Source organism: Paenibacillus marinisediminis (genome assembly GCF_054343325.1).
In genome coordinates, this window is record NZ_JBTGUH010000010.1 from 103,293 (window position 1) to 122,109 (window position 18,817).

At 38.0% G+C, this 18,817-nt stretch carries 13 protein-coding genes; all 13 read right to left on the reverse strand.

All coding sequences use genetic code 11. The features are described 5' to 3' along the window. Nucleotide 1: 1 nt before the first annotated feature. Nucleotides 2-1,798 (reverse strand): UvrD-helicase domain-containing protein, encoded by a 1,797-nt coding sequence (locus ACXX53_RS19115; RefSeq protein ID WP_458570284.1) that lies wholly within the window; start codon nt 1,796-1,798, stop codon nt 2-4. Further along, nucleotides 1,783-3,834 (reverse strand): ATP-dependent nuclease, encoded by a 2,052-nt coding sequence (locus ACXX53_RS19120; protein ID WP_458570285.1) that lies wholly within the window; start codon nt 3,832-3,834, stop codon nt 1,783-1,785. Before ACXX53_RS19120 ends, ACXX53_RS19115 begins: the two co-directional genes overlap by 16 nt. A gap of 134 nt (nt 3,835-3,968) precedes the next feature. Further along, nucleotides 3,969-4,541 (reverse strand): hypothetical protein, encoded by a 573-nt coding sequence (locus tag ACXX53_RS19125; protein ID WP_458570286.1) that lies wholly within the window; start codon nt 4,539-4,541, stop codon nt 3,969-3,971. After that, the gene (locus ACXX53_RS19130) at nt 4,531-5,076 is read right to left on the reverse strand and encodes a hypothetical protein (RefSeq protein WP_458570287.1); all 546 of its coding nucleotides are present in this window, start codon (nt 5,074-5,076) and stop codon (nt 4,531-4,533) included. Before ACXX53_RS19130 ends, ACXX53_RS19125 begins: the two co-directional genes overlap by 11 nt. A gap of 64 nt (nt 5,077-5,140) precedes the next feature. Continuing rightward, a complete protein-coding gene (locus ACXX53_RS19135; protein ID WP_458570288.1) occupies nt 5,141-6,619 on the reverse strand; it encodes a PIN-like domain-containing protein in 1,479 nt (492 codons plus the stop codon). Between the two features lie 28 nt (nt 6,620-6,647). Then, nucleotides 6,648-7,169: an exodeoxyribonuclease X C-terminal domain-containing protein gene (locus ACXX53_RS19140; RefSeq protein ID WP_458570289.1), complete on the reverse strand. Its 522-nt coding sequence runs from the start codon at nt 7,167-7,169 to the stop codon at nt 6,648-6,650. A 731-nt stretch (nt 7,170-7,900) separates the two neighbouring features. Beyond that, nucleotides 7,901-9,154: a Wadjet anti-phage system protein JetD domain-containing protein gene (locus tag ACXX53_RS19145; protein ID WP_458570290.1), complete on the reverse strand. Its 1,254-nt coding sequence runs from the start codon at nt 9,152-9,154 to the stop codon at nt 7,901-7,903. Further along, nucleotides 9,120-12,440, reverse strand: coding sequence for an ATP-binding protein (locus tag ACXX53_RS19150; protein ID WP_458570291.1), 3,321 nt, complete (start codon nt 12,438-12,440; stop codon nt 9,120-9,122). Before ACXX53_RS19150 ends, ACXX53_RS19145 begins: the two co-directional genes overlap by 35 nt. Continuing rightward, complete coding sequence (locus tag ACXX53_RS19155) at nt 12,421-13,050, reverse strand: DUF4194 domain-containing protein (protein ID WP_458570292.1); 630 nt, start codon at nt 13,048-13,050, stop codon at nt 12,421-12,423. Before ACXX53_RS19155 ends, ACXX53_RS19150 begins: the two co-directional genes overlap by 20 nt. Before the next feature lies 1 nt (nt 13,051). Beyond that, entirely contained in the window at nt 13,052-14,464 is a 1,413-nt protein-coding gene (locus tag ACXX53_RS19160) for a Wadjet anti-phage system protein JetA family protein (RefSeq protein ID WP_458570293.1), read from the reverse strand. A gap of 196 nt (nt 14,465-14,660) precedes the next feature. Then, the gene (locus tag ACXX53_RS19165) at nt 14,661-14,897 is read right to left on the reverse strand and encodes a hypothetical protein (RefSeq protein WP_458570294.1); all 237 of its coding nucleotides are present in this window, start codon (nt 14,895-14,897) and stop codon (nt 14,661-14,663) included. A 545-nt stretch (nt 14,898-15,442) separates the two neighbouring features. Next, entirely contained in the window at nt 15,443-15,742 is a 300-nt protein-coding gene (locus tag ACXX53_RS19170) for an XRE family transcriptional regulator (RefSeq protein WP_458570295.1), read from the reverse strand. Between the two features lie 519 nt (nt 15,743-16,261). Beyond that, nucleotides 16,262-18,097 carry a glutamine--fructose-6-phosphate transaminase (isomerizing) gene (gene glmS / locus ACXX53_RS19175; RefSeq protein WP_458570296.1) on the reverse strand — a complete coding sequence of 612 codons (1,836 nt, stop codon included), beginning with the start codon at nt 18,095-18,097 and terminating at the stop codon, nt 16,262-16,264. Between the last annotated feature and the right edge of the window lie 720 nt (nt 18,098-18,817).

Sequence of the window (18,817 nt, forward strand, 5' to 3'; positions counted from 1 at the left end):
ATTATACATTTACTATATTAAATAAACCACTCAATTTAGTTAGAAGCTCATCATCTATTGACGGAACATTTATAAGGATGCGTTCTCGTGCCCTACTTAAAGCAACGTAGCTAATTCTGTGTTCTTCATTATTTTTTAAATCCGGCTTTATAAATACATCTAATTCAGCTGAAGATTTAAAAACAATAAGTACATTATCGAATTCGTCTCCCTTTGACTTATGAATAGTCCTGTGTTTACTATTATCATCAGTAAAATTCACACAGAGGGCTAGTTGCTCATACGTATAACTCTCGTAAAATGTTGTAGCTGCCCCCTTCCCCAACTTAGATATCTCTGTTTTTACTTCATTTTTTATAAATGTATAGAATTCATAGAGAGATTTATCCTTATAATCATCGTATTCTTTCAAAAGTAAAAAAAGCGACTTTAATGCCTGCTTTCTTCTTTTTTCTTTATCATTAATATCTTTTTCAATACCTTCAAGTTCTTTAATTGCTTTTTTTATGTCTCCTTCGCGAGCATATTCAGCGGCTTTTAAGCAAGTAACAATCACTTTGCTCCTATACTTGTTACTGCTAGATGATTTATCTATATCTAAGAGTTCTTCAATTAGCTTATTGTTCGATACTTCTCCGTATAAATCTCTTCTCATTGCATTTGATGTTGGGTTATCACGTGATAATGAGTATACCTCTTCACCATCACCGCAGAGTTCTCTTGCCTTTAGTAACGCAGCCATCCTTTCCCCAAGTAAAAGGATGGGCTTATCCCCCTCAATATTCCTATACTTGTTTTGCTCAATATCTTTTCGAGTTATGTTCAGTAGATCAACAATGGAATTTGTACTTCTTCTATTATCCTTCATAACGTATTCCAGCAAACCAGGTAACGAAAAGGAAGCAAATTGGCTGGGGTCGGCACCTTGAAAGCCATAAATGGATTGAGCTTCATCTCCAATGATTCCAACAATTGTTTCCTTCGCACCTATAAGTTTTAGAATCTCCACTTGAATTGGATTTGTATCTTGAAATTCATCAATATATAAATAAGGGAATTTCGCCCGTAAAACACTTAAAATAAACGAGTGGTTCTTAAGAAGCTGAAAGCTAAAAAAAAGGACATCACTATGATCGACAATACCATTTGACCAATAAAGTTTTTTGTATATTAGTAAATCTGAACCGAGAATATCTAGACAACTTTTATTCAGATATTTTCTGACTTCCTTATCACCATTTTTTTCAATTCTATATGCTTGTTTATTATTCCCAGCGATTGTAAGGTTTCCATGTTCATCTAATTGATACGTCAAGTGATGTAACCACCGAGTGAGAGATATTGTATTTTCTTCCCGCTTAATTAATTGGTTCACTGAGTATGGATGTTTTAATCGATCGACATTGGGGTGATTTTCAATCCAATGCTTTACTTTTTTAAAATGAACTACTGTATCTTCATGTCCATCCATTTCTTTCACATTCAATTCATATTCGTTTTCGAGATATGAAGCGTAAGGCTTCACAATGTGTTTATATAAAAAACTATGTAGAGTAGAAACTTCTACCTGATTAACATTAGTGCCTAATCGATTTAAAATGGTTTCTACTGCAACATTGGTGTAAGTAATACACGCAATTTTACGCGATTTTTTTAGTCTTTGGGTATGATGCAATACGTTCTTTATATGCTGCACGAGCCAATAGGTTTTACCAGCTCCTGGCCCAGCGGCTACACGAAAGTGATTTTCGATAGGTATTGAAGTCTCCGAGTTTATTTCTATCATTGGAGTATCCATGTAATGGCTTCCTTTATATAGTTTGGGACGATAAATTCTTGAAACCCATCTTCCCCTTTCTTATTATAATTATCCGTGAGTACATAAGCTAATTCCAAAGCATTTTCTCCTTTTCCAACAGAATTCAGATAACGAGATGCAATAAGAGCTCTTGCCTTTTGATCTTTAGTCCATGAAGTATTCAAGTTTATACTTTCCAGAATTCTTTTATTCTCATCACTTTCTCTTACTATAAGTTCATAGTCTGACAACTCTGCATCAGTCTTGAATAATCTCATTATTTTTTTTATTTCCTCTTGATTTTTCATAGAATTAGTAACTAGCGTTTCAAGCGAAGGATTGTGTAAAACCAAATCATATTCAAATGTTTTCCCTTCCTTTTCATCTTGACTAAAAATCGCAATATTAGAATATCCGTCAGGCGGATATAGACTAAAAGAAGGATTATGCTTATATTCATACACATCTCTTTGGACATCGTATTCAAAAGGGTAACACATACTATAACTTGATCCCTTTACTCTCCTCTTTCTTTCAGGATCTCTATCTGTTATACATGCTATTTTTTTATTTACGGCATATGGATTATTAAGATTAAACAAATACAGAAAATGCTCAAAATATCTTCCGCCAACATTAATTACAGCTACATGATTTTCCTCTAATGAAAAACCTAGATATCTTGCTAAGATCGGTAATAACAGTTGTTCAGCAATTCCTTCTACTAAAATCACTTTTTGTGCAAATAACATATCTGATTTAGTGGCATCAAGAAACCGTTGTACATATTTTTTACTTTTTTCATTATCCTGAAATACTTTTCCTGGATAACCCACACTTGTTTCCCCTATTTCATTATGCAAACAGATCATTTCATCTAAAGAAACAGAAGATGTAATATGGGTTGAATGAGTAGTTACAAATATTTGCCTGACCTTCTTATCTTCCTTGTTTTTCAGCAAAAACTTTAAAAACTGATATTGCATAGCTGGATGTAAGTGAGCCTCTGGTTCTTCAATTGCTAAAATAGGAAACACTTTAGCATTACTACCCAAATAGCTTCCATCTGAACTCACCTGCATTTTAGATAATAACAATGACATAAAGATCAAGTTATTGTAGCCTAGTCCATTATGGGTTGCTGGGATTTTGATGCCAGTTTCATATTCTACAATTAATTTTAGGGCTGAAAACATCTCAACATCAGATATGCTTCCTTCAAAATTAGGTTTCGCTTTATTAAAAGATGCGCCTGTTTCTTTGGCATAAGATAATATCAGTTCCTTCCCAAGTCGCATTCTCTGTGAAAGATTAAAAAGTAATGACTCCGCTGCATCAGAAAAACTTTGCTTTTTGAGTTTAATTTCTCCTAGTTTTTGTGATTCTGCTTTTGTTTGGTCTGATTTTATATCGTAATCCATAAAGAAGTCTAATACGTCTCTAAGAAGCGTGTTCTTACCTGAAAGCATATCTCGTTCAACATCTCGGATCGCATCTAAGAACTGAAAATCAAATTTTTGTAATGATTCGCTATCAGCCACGGTTTGAGTGACAATATTGCCTCCCCATATTTTATATATATAAAGCCTTAAAAAATCCTGTTGAATTATTTTCCAAGCTTTATCTATATCGATTGCACTGGCAAGAGATGCTACATACTTTTCAGATTCTTTCTCAGGAAGATGGAACTCATATGTTAATACTGATTCATATGGCTCCTCAAGTTTAGTTAACCAGTTTGCTACTGTCACCAAATCATCGGAATTGAGATCTTCGTTGTCACTTTGTTTTATAGTCACACTTATACGAATTTTTGGAGGACTAGATTTCAACTCATTCAGTGAAATACTCTTATTAAAATCGTGTATGTCCAATCTCTTTTTCCCATTGGAATCTAAGACTAAAGCTAGAGCCTCGATAAGGTTTGTTTTTCCGGCATTGTTATGACCAATGATTACATTAATACCATCGTTAAAAGTGATGGCTTTATTGTTAAAATTTCGGTAATTTTCTAACTCAATATTGGATATATACATATGCTTCTCCTTTCAGTTCCTCAATTTCACATTGCCTTTGGTTACCATACTTGCTAATTCAATTCCTGTGTTAGAAATCATTATACATGTATCCTCGTTCTGGAGATGTTCCATTTAAGAGTCTCCTGTTATTTTCATTTCAATCTAAACTCCCGAATGATGCCCCATTCCTTGTGAAAGTCTAAAGCAGCCTTCTTAGCATCTTTCTTTTTTAATCCCATTTTTATAAAACGTTTTGTCATAATTCGCTGATGAATCAAGTTCCATTCCTTTGAAAAGTGTGTAGAAGGAATCTCCACCAATAATCTAGGAGAATTGATGGTATTAGACAAACGATCTCCAGGTTTTCCTGGTTGTATATACAGCAATTGGGAACGAATAATTAAATCAACTACGCCTCCTTGCTTTTCGGCATTAAAGGATACAAAAAACTCAATTGGTACAGGATCAAGCAAAGAAAATACCAAGGTAATATATTTGTCAGCTGCACTCTTTCCCCACTTTGTATTTACGTGCCCATTCTTTATAGTAGTGTGTGTTAATATAGCTCTTTCAACTTCAGGAAGATCAGTTGTATCAACAATGACTAAGGGGACATTCTTTCCATTGACAACGTGCAATGAGGAAATTGCAGCATCAGATACGATAGTAAGATGCGACATAGTAGAAATGCTTTTATCCTTTTCCCATCCTTTTTTAAAGATCATAACCGATTACCTCCTCACGCACAGATATCTCCTCTCGTTTTACAATAACATCATGGATATCCGTAACTACGATAAAGTGAGTATCAATTAATAATCGTTTAAATGTGTCTTTATTGATCTCAAACGTGACCCACCCAGAATTTGAGCTATGGGGCTGAATATTAATGGGTACATCCAATCTAAATAGGTCCGGATAAATACTCAAATTATCCGTGCAAGATACTATCAAAGCATCGGTATTGTTATGTGAAAGTGAGAGTTGTAATTTACTTATTGAAGTTGACTTGTCTGACAAGTTGGATAATACAATCTTAAAAAAGTAGTAGACGCTATTTTCTTCTTTTTTGTTATATAAAAAACTATTTTCAATGTCACGAATAAAGAAATTCACTTTCCCATCTTCATACATAGCACTTTGTAATTTTAATGCCTTTTTTGCTATTCTAGCTTGCCAGAGAGCAAAAAGAGCAGAAAAAGTGGCAATAGCCGCACTTATTATTGCTATGATATCAAGTGGCTGAGCGTTATTTTGCATTACCAATGTCTCCCTTCTAGTTTTTGTTTCTCATGCTTCCCAATTAAATGTTACTAATCTTTTCTCATAGTCCATGCTTAATTGTGCATTGCATGCAAAAGCCATTTCCCGCCATAAGTTCAAATGGAACTTTCTCACCACAATAAGGACATATCTCTCCATCTTTGTTTGTAGTAGCACACTTTTCGCAAACATATCCCCCATTACGGCTTGGATATTGACCCAGGTTATGCCCACATTCATCACAGAGCTCATTATGTGTATAGCTTTCATCTTCGACTATTTCTAGATCTGTTATTTCTACCTTTGAGTAAGAATAATCATGTATTAACTTATCAATATAGTTATCGATTTCTTTAGTAACTATTACTTCAACAACCCCCTTAAAGACATGTGTTATAAGCGGGGATAAAATAACTTCTTTTGTATCCTCATCTCGTCCGACATATTCTTGCGAATATGCTTTTATTGAGAAGCTAAAACGTAGCTTGTAATAAGCCAGTTCATCATTGTAGCCTTCAAATTCACCCGATATTAATTCAATATGATCATAATCCTCATCAAAATCTAGTTCCGATCCATCATATCCGCTTTCTTCATATGTAAAAACTTTTGGAAATTCACCAATAATGTCATAAGCTAATCCTGCATTTATAATGCCACTTATATAACTATCAAAACTGTTGTGCAAGACCCATTCAATAGCTGCAGGAATTTCTAATTGCTTTTCCCACGCTAGGTAAGAAAATAGTTCAATGGAGGTAACACCCAATACTTCACATTTGGTAGATACTTCAAATTCTTCTATTAGAAAAGGATGCAGCCCTATACGATGAACACCTTGAATCGACCACCAATCCTTCTTTATATCGTCGGTAACAAATAGTATATTTTGTTTAGTTCTAGAACTATATCTCATTATTTCCTTCCATATTATTAAATCATTGAACATCTGAATACCGGTCTTGCCTTTTCCGTCCTCAAAACCTGGAGGAAGCATTTTTTTATACCTTATTTCTCCGTCTTCACATATTGTATATAATTCATCGACAGTATAGCTTTCAAGTAACTTTCTATTTTTTATTAATTCTTCAATAAACAAGCTTGGTTTATCTTTAGTCAAGAACTCATTATTAATATAGGTTATTATGTCGTGCTCTTCTTCGTACGTTTGGATTGCAGTATGAACCTCATCTACTTTTTCTTGAAATGTCTCTTTTAACTTTTGCACGTCTGGAAACAGAAAACTCGCCAAAATTTCGAACTGCTTTACTGATTTATCTGAAAAAGAGTTCACCAGGTCCTTGAAATTTTTAAAAGCAATTTCGAATTTCTTTTTTTGTCTTCCATGAGATTTTTTCTGATTTTTCTTAAATTCTCTATGAACAGTATTCGGAAGTATAATTCTATCTTTGGACGATTCTAAAAGTGTAACAAAAAAATCAGCCGCTTCAGGAGAGTACTCATATAAATTCAAATAAACATTTGTGTCACAGACGATAATGCTTTCTTTATCAAGAAATAATTTAATTGACTCATTCATTGGTATATCCCCATACACAAAAAGTATTTTATGATTTTTCTTTCCAAACACCATGATCAAAAACAATCTGTATCCTTCTTACGAGATCAGTTTTCTGTTCATTATCTTCAACAACATAATTATCCCCTTGATGCATTTTACAATGAGGACAGATATGCATGACATACATTGACTCAGTTACCTTGCTGTAACGTTCCTCAAGATGAACTCCGTATTCTTTTGCAAAAGGGATTAACGAATTTGGTTTACTGTAAGCGAGATCGCTAATTATTGGATACCCATTTCTTAGCTCATTCTCGATCTCAGGATTAAACATCAGAAATATGTTCATCATGTTCTTACATTTCCAGCACTGATACCCACTTCGGATATCAACCTCCCATTCGAATCTCTCGGGTTGTTCATAAGGAATCATCCCCATAAACTCCTGATACTCAGGCTTATTTGTCATGCCATTCTCTCTCATCCAAGAAAAATAACTAGGGTTCTTTCGGTACACTTCTTCAATTGTCTTACCTTTATATTTACCAAATGTCATTGTCATTTCCATTAGTAAGCCTCTTTTCCGTGACATTAACCAACGCTATACTATTTCGACAAAGAAACAGCCTCCCCTGCCAAAAGACCCATAATTAGTCATGAAATATGCATTAGGGGGCCCATTGTGTTGAAAAATCAGAAGTCCTATCCTATCATGAGCTCAGTTTTTGAAAGTATGATGTCGTAAAGTCGGATGTGGAATATAAAGGATGTTTAGATTTTGCGGTATCTAGAAGTCCAGTGAAAAAGTCAAATGCTCCGCAAACATTTTGGCCTTCGAGTTAATGCTTTCGTAGCACGTTTTCTGACGAAAAAGTGTAACTGTCGCTCCAGATTTCTACTATTTACACCCTGATTTGTGGTAGAAGTCCGCTAGCGAAGGCGATCGCTGCCGCTTCTCCGGCTCCAAACCCTTGTCTCCGCGCTTTTTTCACCGGGCTTCTATGTGAGAGGTGAATGACACTACCGAAAAACAAAGATCGTTTACATTAGTAGTCCCGGTATCTGTAAGTAACCATAATAAGCTGGTGGTGACTACCATCAGCTGAATTTTCCCTCCTCAGTTCGCAAAAACGTTTATTTAGAAATCAATTTTTGTATTATTTCGACAGTTGTCGATATTTCCCTGTCCTTTTACTGTGTTGCACAGCACAATTTGCGTCCGTATTCGGGGTAACTCTCGACTCAAAACGAGCCATGATAAAAAGGCATCCGTTAGATCAGGATGCCTAAGTTAAAATCTTATATATTAATATCCACGATTTCTTGCTCTATTTTCCGCTTATAGTTAAGAAGTAAGGCAATCACATCATGAAACATAGCGAATTCACTTTTTCCTAACAATACGCTTATTTTTTGCATATACGGCTCTGTAATAGGGCTACCATGTTCAACAAACTTCAAGTATGTGTTTGGGTCCATATAAATTGGAGTAAAAAAAATACCTGTATCCTCACACAATCTTTTATATATATACATTCCGCCTAAATCAATATCTCCCCAATGAAAGAAATTAACTTCCACTTCATGAGTCTTTACATAATCACTTATTGATAGTAACAGTGTTCGCCTAGCGCTGTTATGAAACCCACCCAGATAGACAACAAGGTGGTTCAATTGGTTATTGTGGCAATACTCAACATAGTCATAATAAGAAGTTTCATTTTCGATTGTAACTATCGCCTTAACATTCAACAATTCCGTACAACGAAAGCTTAAATTCTCGGGATGAATCCCTATGCCAAATCTATCCGCCGCGAAGTCAATTTTCCCGTAATCGGTTTGAACCACCCATTTTCCAAATATCTTAACCATTAACGGTTTTGCCGAAACTCCGTAGGATTCAAGAATACCCTTTTCGTCCAAGTCCTCTTTGTCCGGAGAAACGTACTTCTTGATTACATTTATAATCCTTTTTTCATAAGTCTCAAATTCCTTCGAGTCGTTATACAAATAAATACTCCATTTGCGCTTTGTAATCTCTTTATCATTTAGAAAAAGCTGATTTAAACCATACAATGCCCTTCTTGTCTCGTCTTCAGATTTTAGAGAAAAGATTGAAGGTAATGAATTTAAACTTCTTATATTTTGTAGCATTTCATCATAAAAAGTGTGAAGTTCACGCGGCGCATCTTTCATTAATATTAAACAGATCTGCTCCATCTGACTGTACTGTTCTGATTTTGATTTTCTCCCCAAGACAGCCATAATGTTCGGAACCGCTTCTTCATTCAATGTAAGTCTTTTTAGTTCCTCACCTCTACTGTATTTCTCCCAATCACAAATCAAGTAACCAGCTTTTTCGAGCTCAATACAGTCTAAATTAAATTCCTTTCTATAATTACTCTCACTTACGTGAAAATAATTAGGGAATTCTCTTTCATTGATCCCGATCTTTACACGTTGTTTCGGTTTTTCATTTGTGCCATAACCACTTCGATTCTCAAACTTGTCTATTAACTTATAGAGTAGTTGTTTCTGTTGTTCTGTAAGCATCTTGCTCCTCCGTATTGAAACTGAATGGTGCAACAAAACTATGGTAATTATCTTTTAATACTACAAAAGTATTTTCCATATGCATTGAATACATATGAACACTTCCAGTTGGGGTAACGATAATTGGCTGAAACCCGCAGCTCTTAATGAATTTAATCGCCTCTGCTACTCTTTCTGCATCCATACGATTAAATGCTTCATCGAGAATTACTAGGCGGAAGGTGTCCGTCTTTCTAAATAACTGATACGTGTAATAGAAGGATGCCAAAATAGCAACGTAAAAGGGTACTTGCGTTTCCCCACCGGATTTTTCCAAGGCAACTTTAGAGTATTCAATGGTGTTTCCTTGGCTATCCTTTACACTTAGTTCGAAATCTAGATAACTTCTGTAATCTAAGAGCTCATGATAATCGTGCAACTCTCTTGAACGAATAATGGTGTCAAACAAATTGTCTATTAAATCCTTATATTCTTCCTGAAAAGAGTAGCTAAAAATTGATGCTCCAATAAGGTTAGGGTCCTTTAACATCTTATAATACTGCATCATTTCATTATCATTTCGCGCCCCAATTGTAAAGCGATACTGGTCAGTTCCAAACTTCATGTCTTTTAACGAGCGGTTCAAAGCATTGAAATCCTCCTCAGCACGCTCAATTTGCTCCTTGAGTTTAGAAATGAAATCTTCTTTAAATGATTGTTGAGCCAATTCTTTGGCTTCAACTGCTCTATCTTTATAATCGATTATCTTTTCATTTTCTAGATAAGATTTACGACTTTTATATTTATCATTACTTTCTTCTTTAGCATCATATCCTATATCAAATTCATGGTTGTAATTGTTTCGTTCTAAAATTATATCTCCCCAGAGTTTCCCCTTATCACCTTTTAATAACTCAACTTTACTAAGGGCGTTTTTCTTAATTTGGTTGATTGGATGTTTACGTAATTCCTCACTCCAAGCCGCTTCTAAATCACTCAACTTATATACATCTTCACTCTTTTCAAACTCATAAAGGGATTGAGTCGCCGCCGCCAAATTGTTCTGCCAATCAATTAATGTGGTTCGATTATCTTGTATCCTCTTATTAATTATTGCTTGTTCAGCTGATTTCGCTGACGACTCATCGTTAATAGATTGAGCTTCACCCTTTTTATGATTAATTTTCTCGTTTAACAGCTCTACTTCCGACATATCAATAGCCATCAGTTTTTGATTCAATTCGTTAACCTGAATGAGTAATGATTCTAGATTTTGGACTTTACTTGCTTCACTTTTCATTTGAGCAAATTTATCATGCTTGTTGGAACTAAAACCGCGCAAAATAATAAAATTTTTAATTTTATTTGCGAGCGCTTCGCCGTGCTCCACTAAAGCTTTTCTCTCCAACTTCTTAATTTTTAGTTGAGCTTCGATAGCGTCTTTACCGATGTAAGGAACCTCGTACCTTTCCTTGGGTATTTGCCTAGCGGTAAAATTTGAGTAAGTCATACAAGTAGATGTAATACTTCTTGGATGATTCTTGAGATCGGAAACATCTTTAACTTTCATTATCGAACCCATAAGCTGATTGGCATAATCTAGTGCATATGAAATGCTAGAAGTTACTTCTTCTGCTAGGCTGCCAGGCTGAGCTGCCGGTTTTTTTAATACCAACTTATCTGTATTCACAAGACCTACTCTCTCGATTTTATGACTAAATTTCATTCTCTCGTAAATCTCAAGAGCTTGTTCGAAATAACCTGGCGGCACCAAAATATCGAACTTTTGGGTGTGTAAATATCCTTCAATCGCATTCTTCCATTCATCATTCACAACATCAATTACTTCACAAAAAATGTCTACCCTTACTTGCTCGCTCTTGCTTGGAACTAAATGCTCCTCAAGAAGACGTTTTAATTTCATTGAAGGTGATTGTTCTGATAATATATTCTTATTCTCGAGTTGATTTATGGTTCTATCCAACTCGCCAAGAGCTAGATTCCCATTGTTCTGTTCGTTTTCCATGTTGTAAAGATGTTGGTTCAACCATTGAAACGCGTCACTCCACTTTGTTGCCAAGACCGTATTATTTTTTGGAAAAGCATTACTCTCTATAAATTCCTCCAGAGCATGTTTTACTTCTAATATAGAATGAGTAAGTTCTATTGGCGCATTGGAATGATATAGTAAATGCTCTAACTTACTCAATTCCCTGACTTCTATTTTTGTACCGTTTTTCAACTCCACCAACAAGCTTTCGAGTTCTGTAATGTTCGAAGTAAGCAATTCGATCTGTGAGCGAAGGTTATCAGCCTTAATTGTGGATTTATGCGCCCCTACCTCTTTATATAACTCACCGATTTCTTCATCAAGCCTCAAATAACTATTTTTTAACACCTCAATTTTACGCAAGCATTCATTCTGATGTTCAATATCCAAACTAATATCTGAATTAAGTCTCTTGATTTGTTCATTTGCAGCTTCGACATCATGCTTCTTGATTAAATAGTAATTTAATTCAATCCCTTTTAATATTTCTTCAAAATTTTCATAAAGTTTATTTATCTTACTTAGCCAGGTAATCTCATTATCTGCTCGAATGATCAGCCTGTTAAGCTCCTCCATACGCTCCATAAAATCGCGCATTCTAGAAACATCAACGGGTTCCTCGTCTAAAATATACTCATACACAAAGCTTCGAAGATTTGTAATTGGCGAGAAAGCTATTCCTTTGGGTAATAACGTAAAAAATGATTCCTTGATGTTGCCAAGAATCGTTTTTAAATCGCTTTTATACCCTTCCAAGTCATTATGAAACGGTTTATGAGATATGTTATTTTTCTTTAAGTCTCGGAAGAATTCTTCTTTGGTCTTTGGAGTACGTCCGTTTATAAATAGCTCATCAGCCAGCGGAACCTTCGGTATGCTAAAGAAAGAATGCGTCTCAGTCTGCGTGCTATGTTGATAATCAAAAACCGCTCCAACTAAGTATGGGATGTCTCCCTTATTTGTCTGATGAGCAATTTCAATTACTATATAAGAAGTAAAATCAGTATTTCTCAAGAAATCCTTCTCAACGGTTCCTACTTTCCCCTTAAGGTAAGACAACAATGAACGCTCCGTTTTATGTTCATGAGCTGATGAATTAAACTTAATCTTCCGTAGGTCCCCCAAAAAGATAATTTGAAGGGCATCAATTATCGTTGATTTACCTGCACCGGTATCTCCAGTAATCACGGTCGGTAAACCATCGAATTCTATTGTCTCGTTTGTAAAGTAATGAAAGTTAATCAACTTCGCTTTCATCAGTTTCCTCAATATCTACATCCCCTTTATCCTTCGACCTCTCTAGTAGTTTTGCGCAAAATTCTTCTATTGCCTGAATATTAGTAACAATTGTAATTGTCGGGTAAATTACTAAAGTACTTTCCGGGCTATCATAGCTGCCTTGAACCAGTTTAGTGATGGAATGGTTTTCAAAAATTCGAAGAACTTTCTTCATCGAGTCTTTTGTTGGCAAACGTTTTGAAACTTGAAGCGCTACATATTTATCCTGCAATTCTTGAATAGTTACGGTAATTTGGGGAGCTAGTGATAGTTCCTGCAACTTCTCATCGTATAGGAGCCGCAAAATGTAAAGGAATAGTGTCTCCTCAATTGTTAAATGCAATCTATTTTTTTCTAGAGTGCTTGTAACTGAGACTATTCGGTAGTCGCGATATATCGCCACTTTCCAACCACCTAACGTCAAATACTCCTTTATTAATTCATGATATTTTTCGGCAAATCTATATAATCGTGTGTCGTCATCGTTGTGGTAAACTAAGTATGTTTGTGCTAACAATCGGTTTATCGTCAGTGCGAAATCCTCTTTTTCTTTTTCAGTTAGATTCTCATACTTATTCATCCATTCCATATTAGCGTCCTTCTTTCAGCTTAACCTTCATATTTGGTAACTTACCTACGGATACGTTAACCAGTTTCTCCGGGCTATTTTCCATTTGAATTTGATATATGGAGTTTTTAGAAGTGCTTCTTATAACTGTGTATATAGCATTAAGCCAATCTTCTGAGTTCTCTATCGGAAAATCAGACATATGGATATCGCGCCTACTCCTAAGCAGTGTTTTAATAAATTCATTCATTTGTTCTACTGCTTTAACTTCTTTGGTACGTTCTCTTAATTCTTTTAACTTTTTCCGTTTCTTTTCTTCATCAATTTCGATAACATCAAGCGGAGTTTGAGCTATTTTAGGATTTACGCTTCTCACGACAGATGGACTTTTAATGTCTATCATTTCCTGTTGGAATAGTTGTATAAATTGTGAGAACTCCGCCGACAGACTTTCCTTGCCCTTCCCATTCTTGATTAAACTGCTTAGGAACCTTAGAATCGAACTAATTTGGGCTGCTAAATTTCCAGAGTTATTATAAAGAAGGGACACCCTTCGTTCAGCTGCCCTTACGTATTTCTGATTACGTGAATCAATTTCGTTTTCGAGCTCAGTTACGTTTCGAAAAGATGCTGAGATAGATTCTAACCAATTATCAATGGTTTGGACTGCCTCTTGGGTCGATTTTGCCATCCGGTCTTTCACCATTAATAGAGCCTGCTCTTCAATAACCATTCGATTGTACAGCATATCTTCTGCGCGGCGGACTATTTGCGTCCGATATTTCGATATATGCTCAGATGTCTTAAGACGATAGAAATGTGTATCCAGAATACGTTCTTTATATACAACAAATAAATGGTGGAGCAGCTCGTTAATGCTTGTAGATGCTAACATATCCTCCATATAACGCTTTATGTTGTGATTCAATTCACGAAGTCCATTTAACAATGCATCTGTCATTTCGAAGGCTTGTTGAATTGCAATATACCTATATCCCTCCGAACCAGTTAAGTTTTGGAAAACGGAAAGAACTTGTCCACGAAACTCCATTTGATACCCTAGAGCAATTTTTTCAAAAGTATCCAAAATTCGAATCGCATAATCGGGGATAATTACCTTATAGGACCAGTCAGATTGTTGTTCGAGCTCAATCCAACCATGCTCGATAAACTTGTTCAAGAAATGAAAAGCTAGGAGCCGAGTTTCTTTGGGCATAGTGGCACTCGAATCAGTTTCCTCGTCACCTTCAAGGGTTGTTACTGGATGTGTTTCAAGGTATTCGACAAAATAATCTATTATTACATCGCGTTCAATGACGTAAATACTACTTTTATATTGTTGATAAATTAAAAACAATAAGTCTGTGTGGAGGTGCTTCAATTTCGTAGAAAGAATTGAAAAAAAGTTATCGGGTATTCGTTCAAAAATATTCAAGTAATTTCACCGCCATTCGGCATATTTTAATATTTTTTTATTGTTTATTGAACCACCGTAACCTCTACCAAATGAGTCCCCTTCTTATGGTCTCCCACGGTAGGTATATGAAAATATTAAATAAAATGCTGATCCGCACTTCCCGGTCGTCACTTTTACAGAAAAGCCGCAGGCTTAGAACCTACGGCTTCCCTTACTACGCCTCAATTGGCCAATCTCTATATTTCTCTTTTACCTGTTCAATGATCGCATTTGTCAGAAACCGCAACTGCTCGCCCTTGATCTTCTCCCGAATGAGCACCATCTTCATGGCTACGACCACTATACGAATTATGCCTGGAGGCTCGTCCCAGTTGACCGGGTATACACAGTGAAACACTTGTACACCTTCTCCTCGTAGGAATAGCCGATGCTCTTCACCAGTTTTTTTCATAATTGTCTTTTCAGTGCTATAGACAAATGTATATGACTTTATTTTAATGTGTTACATGGACAATATGATGTCATAGAACAGATTATTAATTTGCTTAGTCCTATGTTAATTAATTCTACGAAATACGACATCAATCCTGCTAGAAATCCAAGAGATTTAGTAGGGACCATAAGAGGGAAACTAGTTGAGATAATTATCGGTCGCCCAACTATTGCACTGGACATAGTAAGCAGACAATCTTGCCGTACCGAGAGGTATCGAATCGAAGGGTGAGGTGCCTGTGTTGATCGCAATATATTCTCAGACGGGGCAATCGATGGAGTTTATCACTTTTCGAGCGGTTCGGCGAGGATGATCAACATAGCTTGTACACACGCGCTTATCTACAGCGTGCAGAATAAACATCGGATCATCAATGTTCACATAATCAAGCACATCATTCAAGGATAGTTATCATGATTCTCCCTTTCTCTTTATCCATGTCTGGAAAGATTGGCGACCATCATCAGCTTACGCCATCAACTTCTGGATATTATGAATTGGCATTAACAGTAACGATCAATTTTTAACCTCATGAAATGAGAGATTTCTTCTTTGTCATGATCTATTAAACTCCTATACAAATCTACTAACTTTATTTCTGTGTCATCAAGCGATACATTAAATAATGCTTGCTCTTCACTATCCTCAATCAGGGTATCTCCAACAAGCAACCACTGTAAGTTAGTATTAAAAAAAATATGTATGGATAGAATGGTCTCCAATGATGAATTATACCTGCCCTGCTCTAATTCACTTAATGTTGCTTGAGAAATTGTCCCCATGCAACTAAATCTACCACTCACCACGCTCCCCCACCAATCCCGATCCGCCTCACTCCCACAAGGCTTCCTGTCACTTTTCAATTTCTATCCTTGATCACGTTAAATAAATAAGAGCTTGATATGAAAGCCGTAAATAGACACGAGAAACCACAAAGAATCGAGGTGAATCGGAGCAAAATAAGTTTGAGCTGAAGTGCAGGGAAGATCATAGGGAAAGTGCTGGGTTTAGGAAGAGATCGATCGGGGAAATAATCGAGAAAAAAGCCGAGGAAGCATTTGAGACAAACTTACAGCCAGAAATATGACGCTGAGAATGCAGGTGTAGAGCGGCATTCTTGGGGATTGTAGAGGCAAAGAAGATAATCGGAAAAGAATCGAGGAATAGCCTGAGTAAAAATTGTCTATGGAAAAGATCAAAAAAAAAGCCGAGCGAAAATCAGAAAAAATATCTGAATTTCGCTCGGCTTGACAGTAAACTTTATTTGCTCAGTAGCAGACTTTAATTGCGGTCTACAAACAATAACGACTCTTGCCTTTCTCTTACTCCACCGTCACGCTCTTAGCCAAGTTACGCGGCTTATCCACGTCGTGGCCAAGCGCTAAGGACGCGTAGTATGCAAGCAACTGAAGCGGTACTACCGTCAGTGCTGGGCTCAAGTGAGGCAGCGTCGTTGGGATGACGAATAGATCATCCACCGCCTTCGAGAGCAGCGGAGCGAATTCTTCGTTCGTGAACGCGTACACGACACCACCGCGCGCCTTCACTTCCTTGATGTTGCTCACCATCTTCTCGACCAGCTCAGGCTGTGTAACGAGCGCAACTACCGGTACGCCGTCTGTGATCAACGCTAGCGTTCCATGCTTCAGCTCGCCCGCTGGATAAGCCTCCGAATGGATGTAGGAGATCTCCTTCAGCTTCAAGGAGCCTTCCAACGCTACTGCGTAGTCTACGCCGCGGCCGAGGAAGAACATGTGCTCATGATGCGCCATGCTCTCTGCATCACGCTTCATATGATCCGCCTGCGCAAGCAATTGCTCCACTTGCTCCGGCAATGCTTCAATCGCCGCCAGCTCACGGCGAATGTCAGCTTCCGCCATGCGACCTGTTTCCTGCGCCCAATAGAGGCTGAATAGCATAAATGCAATCAACTGCGACGTATACGCCTTCGTCGAGGCCACTGCAATCTCCGGCCCCGCCAGCGTCACGATCGTCGCATCCGCTTCACGCGATACCGAGCTGCCGACGACATTCGTCACGGCCAGCACTGGCGCGCCATGATTTTTCGCTTCACGCAGCGCTGCCAGCGTATCCGCTGTTTCACCGGATTGGCTCACTACGATAACGAGTGTATCCGGTGTAATGATTGGCTTGCGGTAACGGTACTCCGAAGCGACATCCGTCACCACTGGCACGCCTACAGCACGCTCAATCAGTGTAGCTGCAACGAGTCCCGCATGATAAGCAGTACCGCAAGCTACGATGTGCACATTGCGAATTTGAGCCAATCGCTCACCTGTCAGCGACTTCAGCTCCATCAACTTAACGCCGTCACGATTCTCTAGAATCCGTCCACGCATCGTGTCGCGGTAAGCCTTCGGCTGCTCATGAATTTCCTTCAGCATAAAATGGTCGTATCCGCCCTTTTCCGCTGTCTGAGCATCCCAATCGACAACAATCATTTCCCGAGAAATATGATTGCCTTCAATCGTCATCAATTCGACAGCATCCTTCGTGAGAACTGCCATCTCATTGTCATTCAAGATATACACGCGTCGTGTATATTGCAAAATCGCCGGAATATCCGAACCAATAAAATTCTCGCCTTCCCCAATCCCGATAACAAGCGGACTTGCGCAGCGCACAGCAACCAGACGATCTGGCTCGTGCTCCGTCAACACACCCAGCGCAAATGCGCCTCTAATATGTGTAATCGCACGCTGTACCGCCTTCACAATGTCACCGTCATACTCACGGGCGATTAAGTGGGAAATAACCTCTGTATCTGTTTCCGAAACAAATTGGATCCCTTCAGCGATCAACTCTTCCTTCAGATCCATATAGTTCTCAATAATGCCGTTATGAACAACAGAGAATTTCTTCGTAGTGTCTGTATGCGGATGAGAGTTAGCATCCGATGGCTTGCCATGTGTCGCCCAACGGGTATGCCCGATGCCGACGCTGCCTTCCAACGGTTGGCCTTCCAAACGGTCAGCAAGCACAGCAAGACGCCCTTGCGCCTTACGAACCTGCAGCCCCTCTGAAGTAAATACCGCGATTCCTGCTGAATCATAACCACGATACTCCAGCTTGCTAAGACCATCCAACAATACATCCTGCGAATTACGAGTTCCGATATAACCGACAATACCACACATATGAGTTTCCCTCCGATATGGCTGTCCCTGAGACAGCACCGCACTGGAAGCCCATATGAGCACACAAGCATGACGTAATGCATGTGATACGTTCGGATTATGAAATTGCACAATCTTACACAGGAGAATATACACCCATCCTGCCAACATATCGCAAGCGACTTATACGCCAACTTATGACCCTGGACTCCTATCGAGTCTCCTCATTCGGTGCGGCGTGTCAGGCAAGACAGCTCTTCATTGAATTTATATAGTCACGAATGTTACATTACATTTTCATATCATTTCATAAAATGATTACACAAAACGATAGACCTCGTCCGTTCATCCTCAACAAACGAGCCCTCGGTATAATACAATCGCTTCGACTTCTTATCCGCTTCCCGGATAAGGTCAGTCTGAAGCTTCACCCTGTTCCATGCGCGTTGTCCAACAAGTTGCCTCGTTGTTTTCCGCTACATCGTTACGGTGCCGGTGACACACCGGGAGGTCCCCGCCGAACATTTCGAACACCTCCACCTCGTCCACTTGACACTGATTGCCGTCCGCAGTGTGCAAGCGCTGGCGCTTCATCTTACGTTAAAATAACTGCCCTGCCTTTCTCTTCTGTAATCGCCTCAGTACCCCTTGTCGCCGGCTTCTAACATGGAATGGCACGAATCGGCTGTTCGTCCATCTCCTCAACTCTAGGCCCGAGTACACTCTATTATATGCAAGGAG

Excerpts from the sequence above, each read along its gene's own strand:
- ACXX53_RS19115 (WP_458570284.1), bottom strand. The coding sequence starts at position 1,798 with ATGGATACTCCAATGATAGAAATAAACTCGGAGACTTCAATACCTATC.
- ACXX53_RS19120 (WP_458570285.1), bottom strand. The coding sequence starts at position 3,834 with ATGTATATATCCAATATTGAGTTAGAAAATTACCGAAATTTTAACAAT.
- ACXX53_RS19125 (WP_458570286.1), bottom strand. The coding sequence starts at position 4,541 with ATGATCTTTAAAAAAGGATGGGAAAAGGATAAAAGCATTTCTACTATG.
- ACXX53_RS19130 (WP_458570287.1), bottom strand. The coding sequence starts at position 5,076 with ATGCAAAATAACGCTCAGCCACTTGATATCATAGCAATAATAAGTGCG.
- ACXX53_RS19135 (WP_458570288.1), bottom strand. The coding sequence starts at position 6,619 with ATGAATGAGTCAATTAAATTATTTCTTGATAAAGAAAGCATTATCGTC.
- ACXX53_RS19140 (WP_458570289.1), bottom strand. The coding sequence starts at position 7,169 with ATGGAAATGACAATGACATTTGGTAAATATAAAGGTAAGACAATTGAA.
- ACXX53_RS19145 (WP_458570290.1), bottom strand. The coding sequence starts at position 9,154 with ATGCTTACAGAACAACAGAAACAACTACTCTATAAGTTAATAGACAAG.
- ACXX53_RS19150 (WP_458570291.1), bottom strand. The coding sequence starts at position 12,440 with ATGAAAGCGAAGTTGATTAACTTTCATTACTTTACAAACGAGACAATA.
- ACXX53_RS19155 (WP_458570292.1), bottom strand. The coding sequence starts at position 13,050 with ATGGAATGGATGAATAAGTATGAGAATCTAACTGAAAAAGAAAAAGAG.
- ACXX53_RS19165 (WP_458570294.1), bottom strand. The coding sequence starts at position 14,897 with ATGAAAAAAACTGGTGAAGAGCATCGGCTATTCCTACGAGGAGAAGGT.
- glmS (WP_458570296.1), bottom strand. The coding sequence starts at position 18,097 with ATGTGTGGTATTGTCGGTTATATCGGAACTCGTAATTCGCAGGATGTA.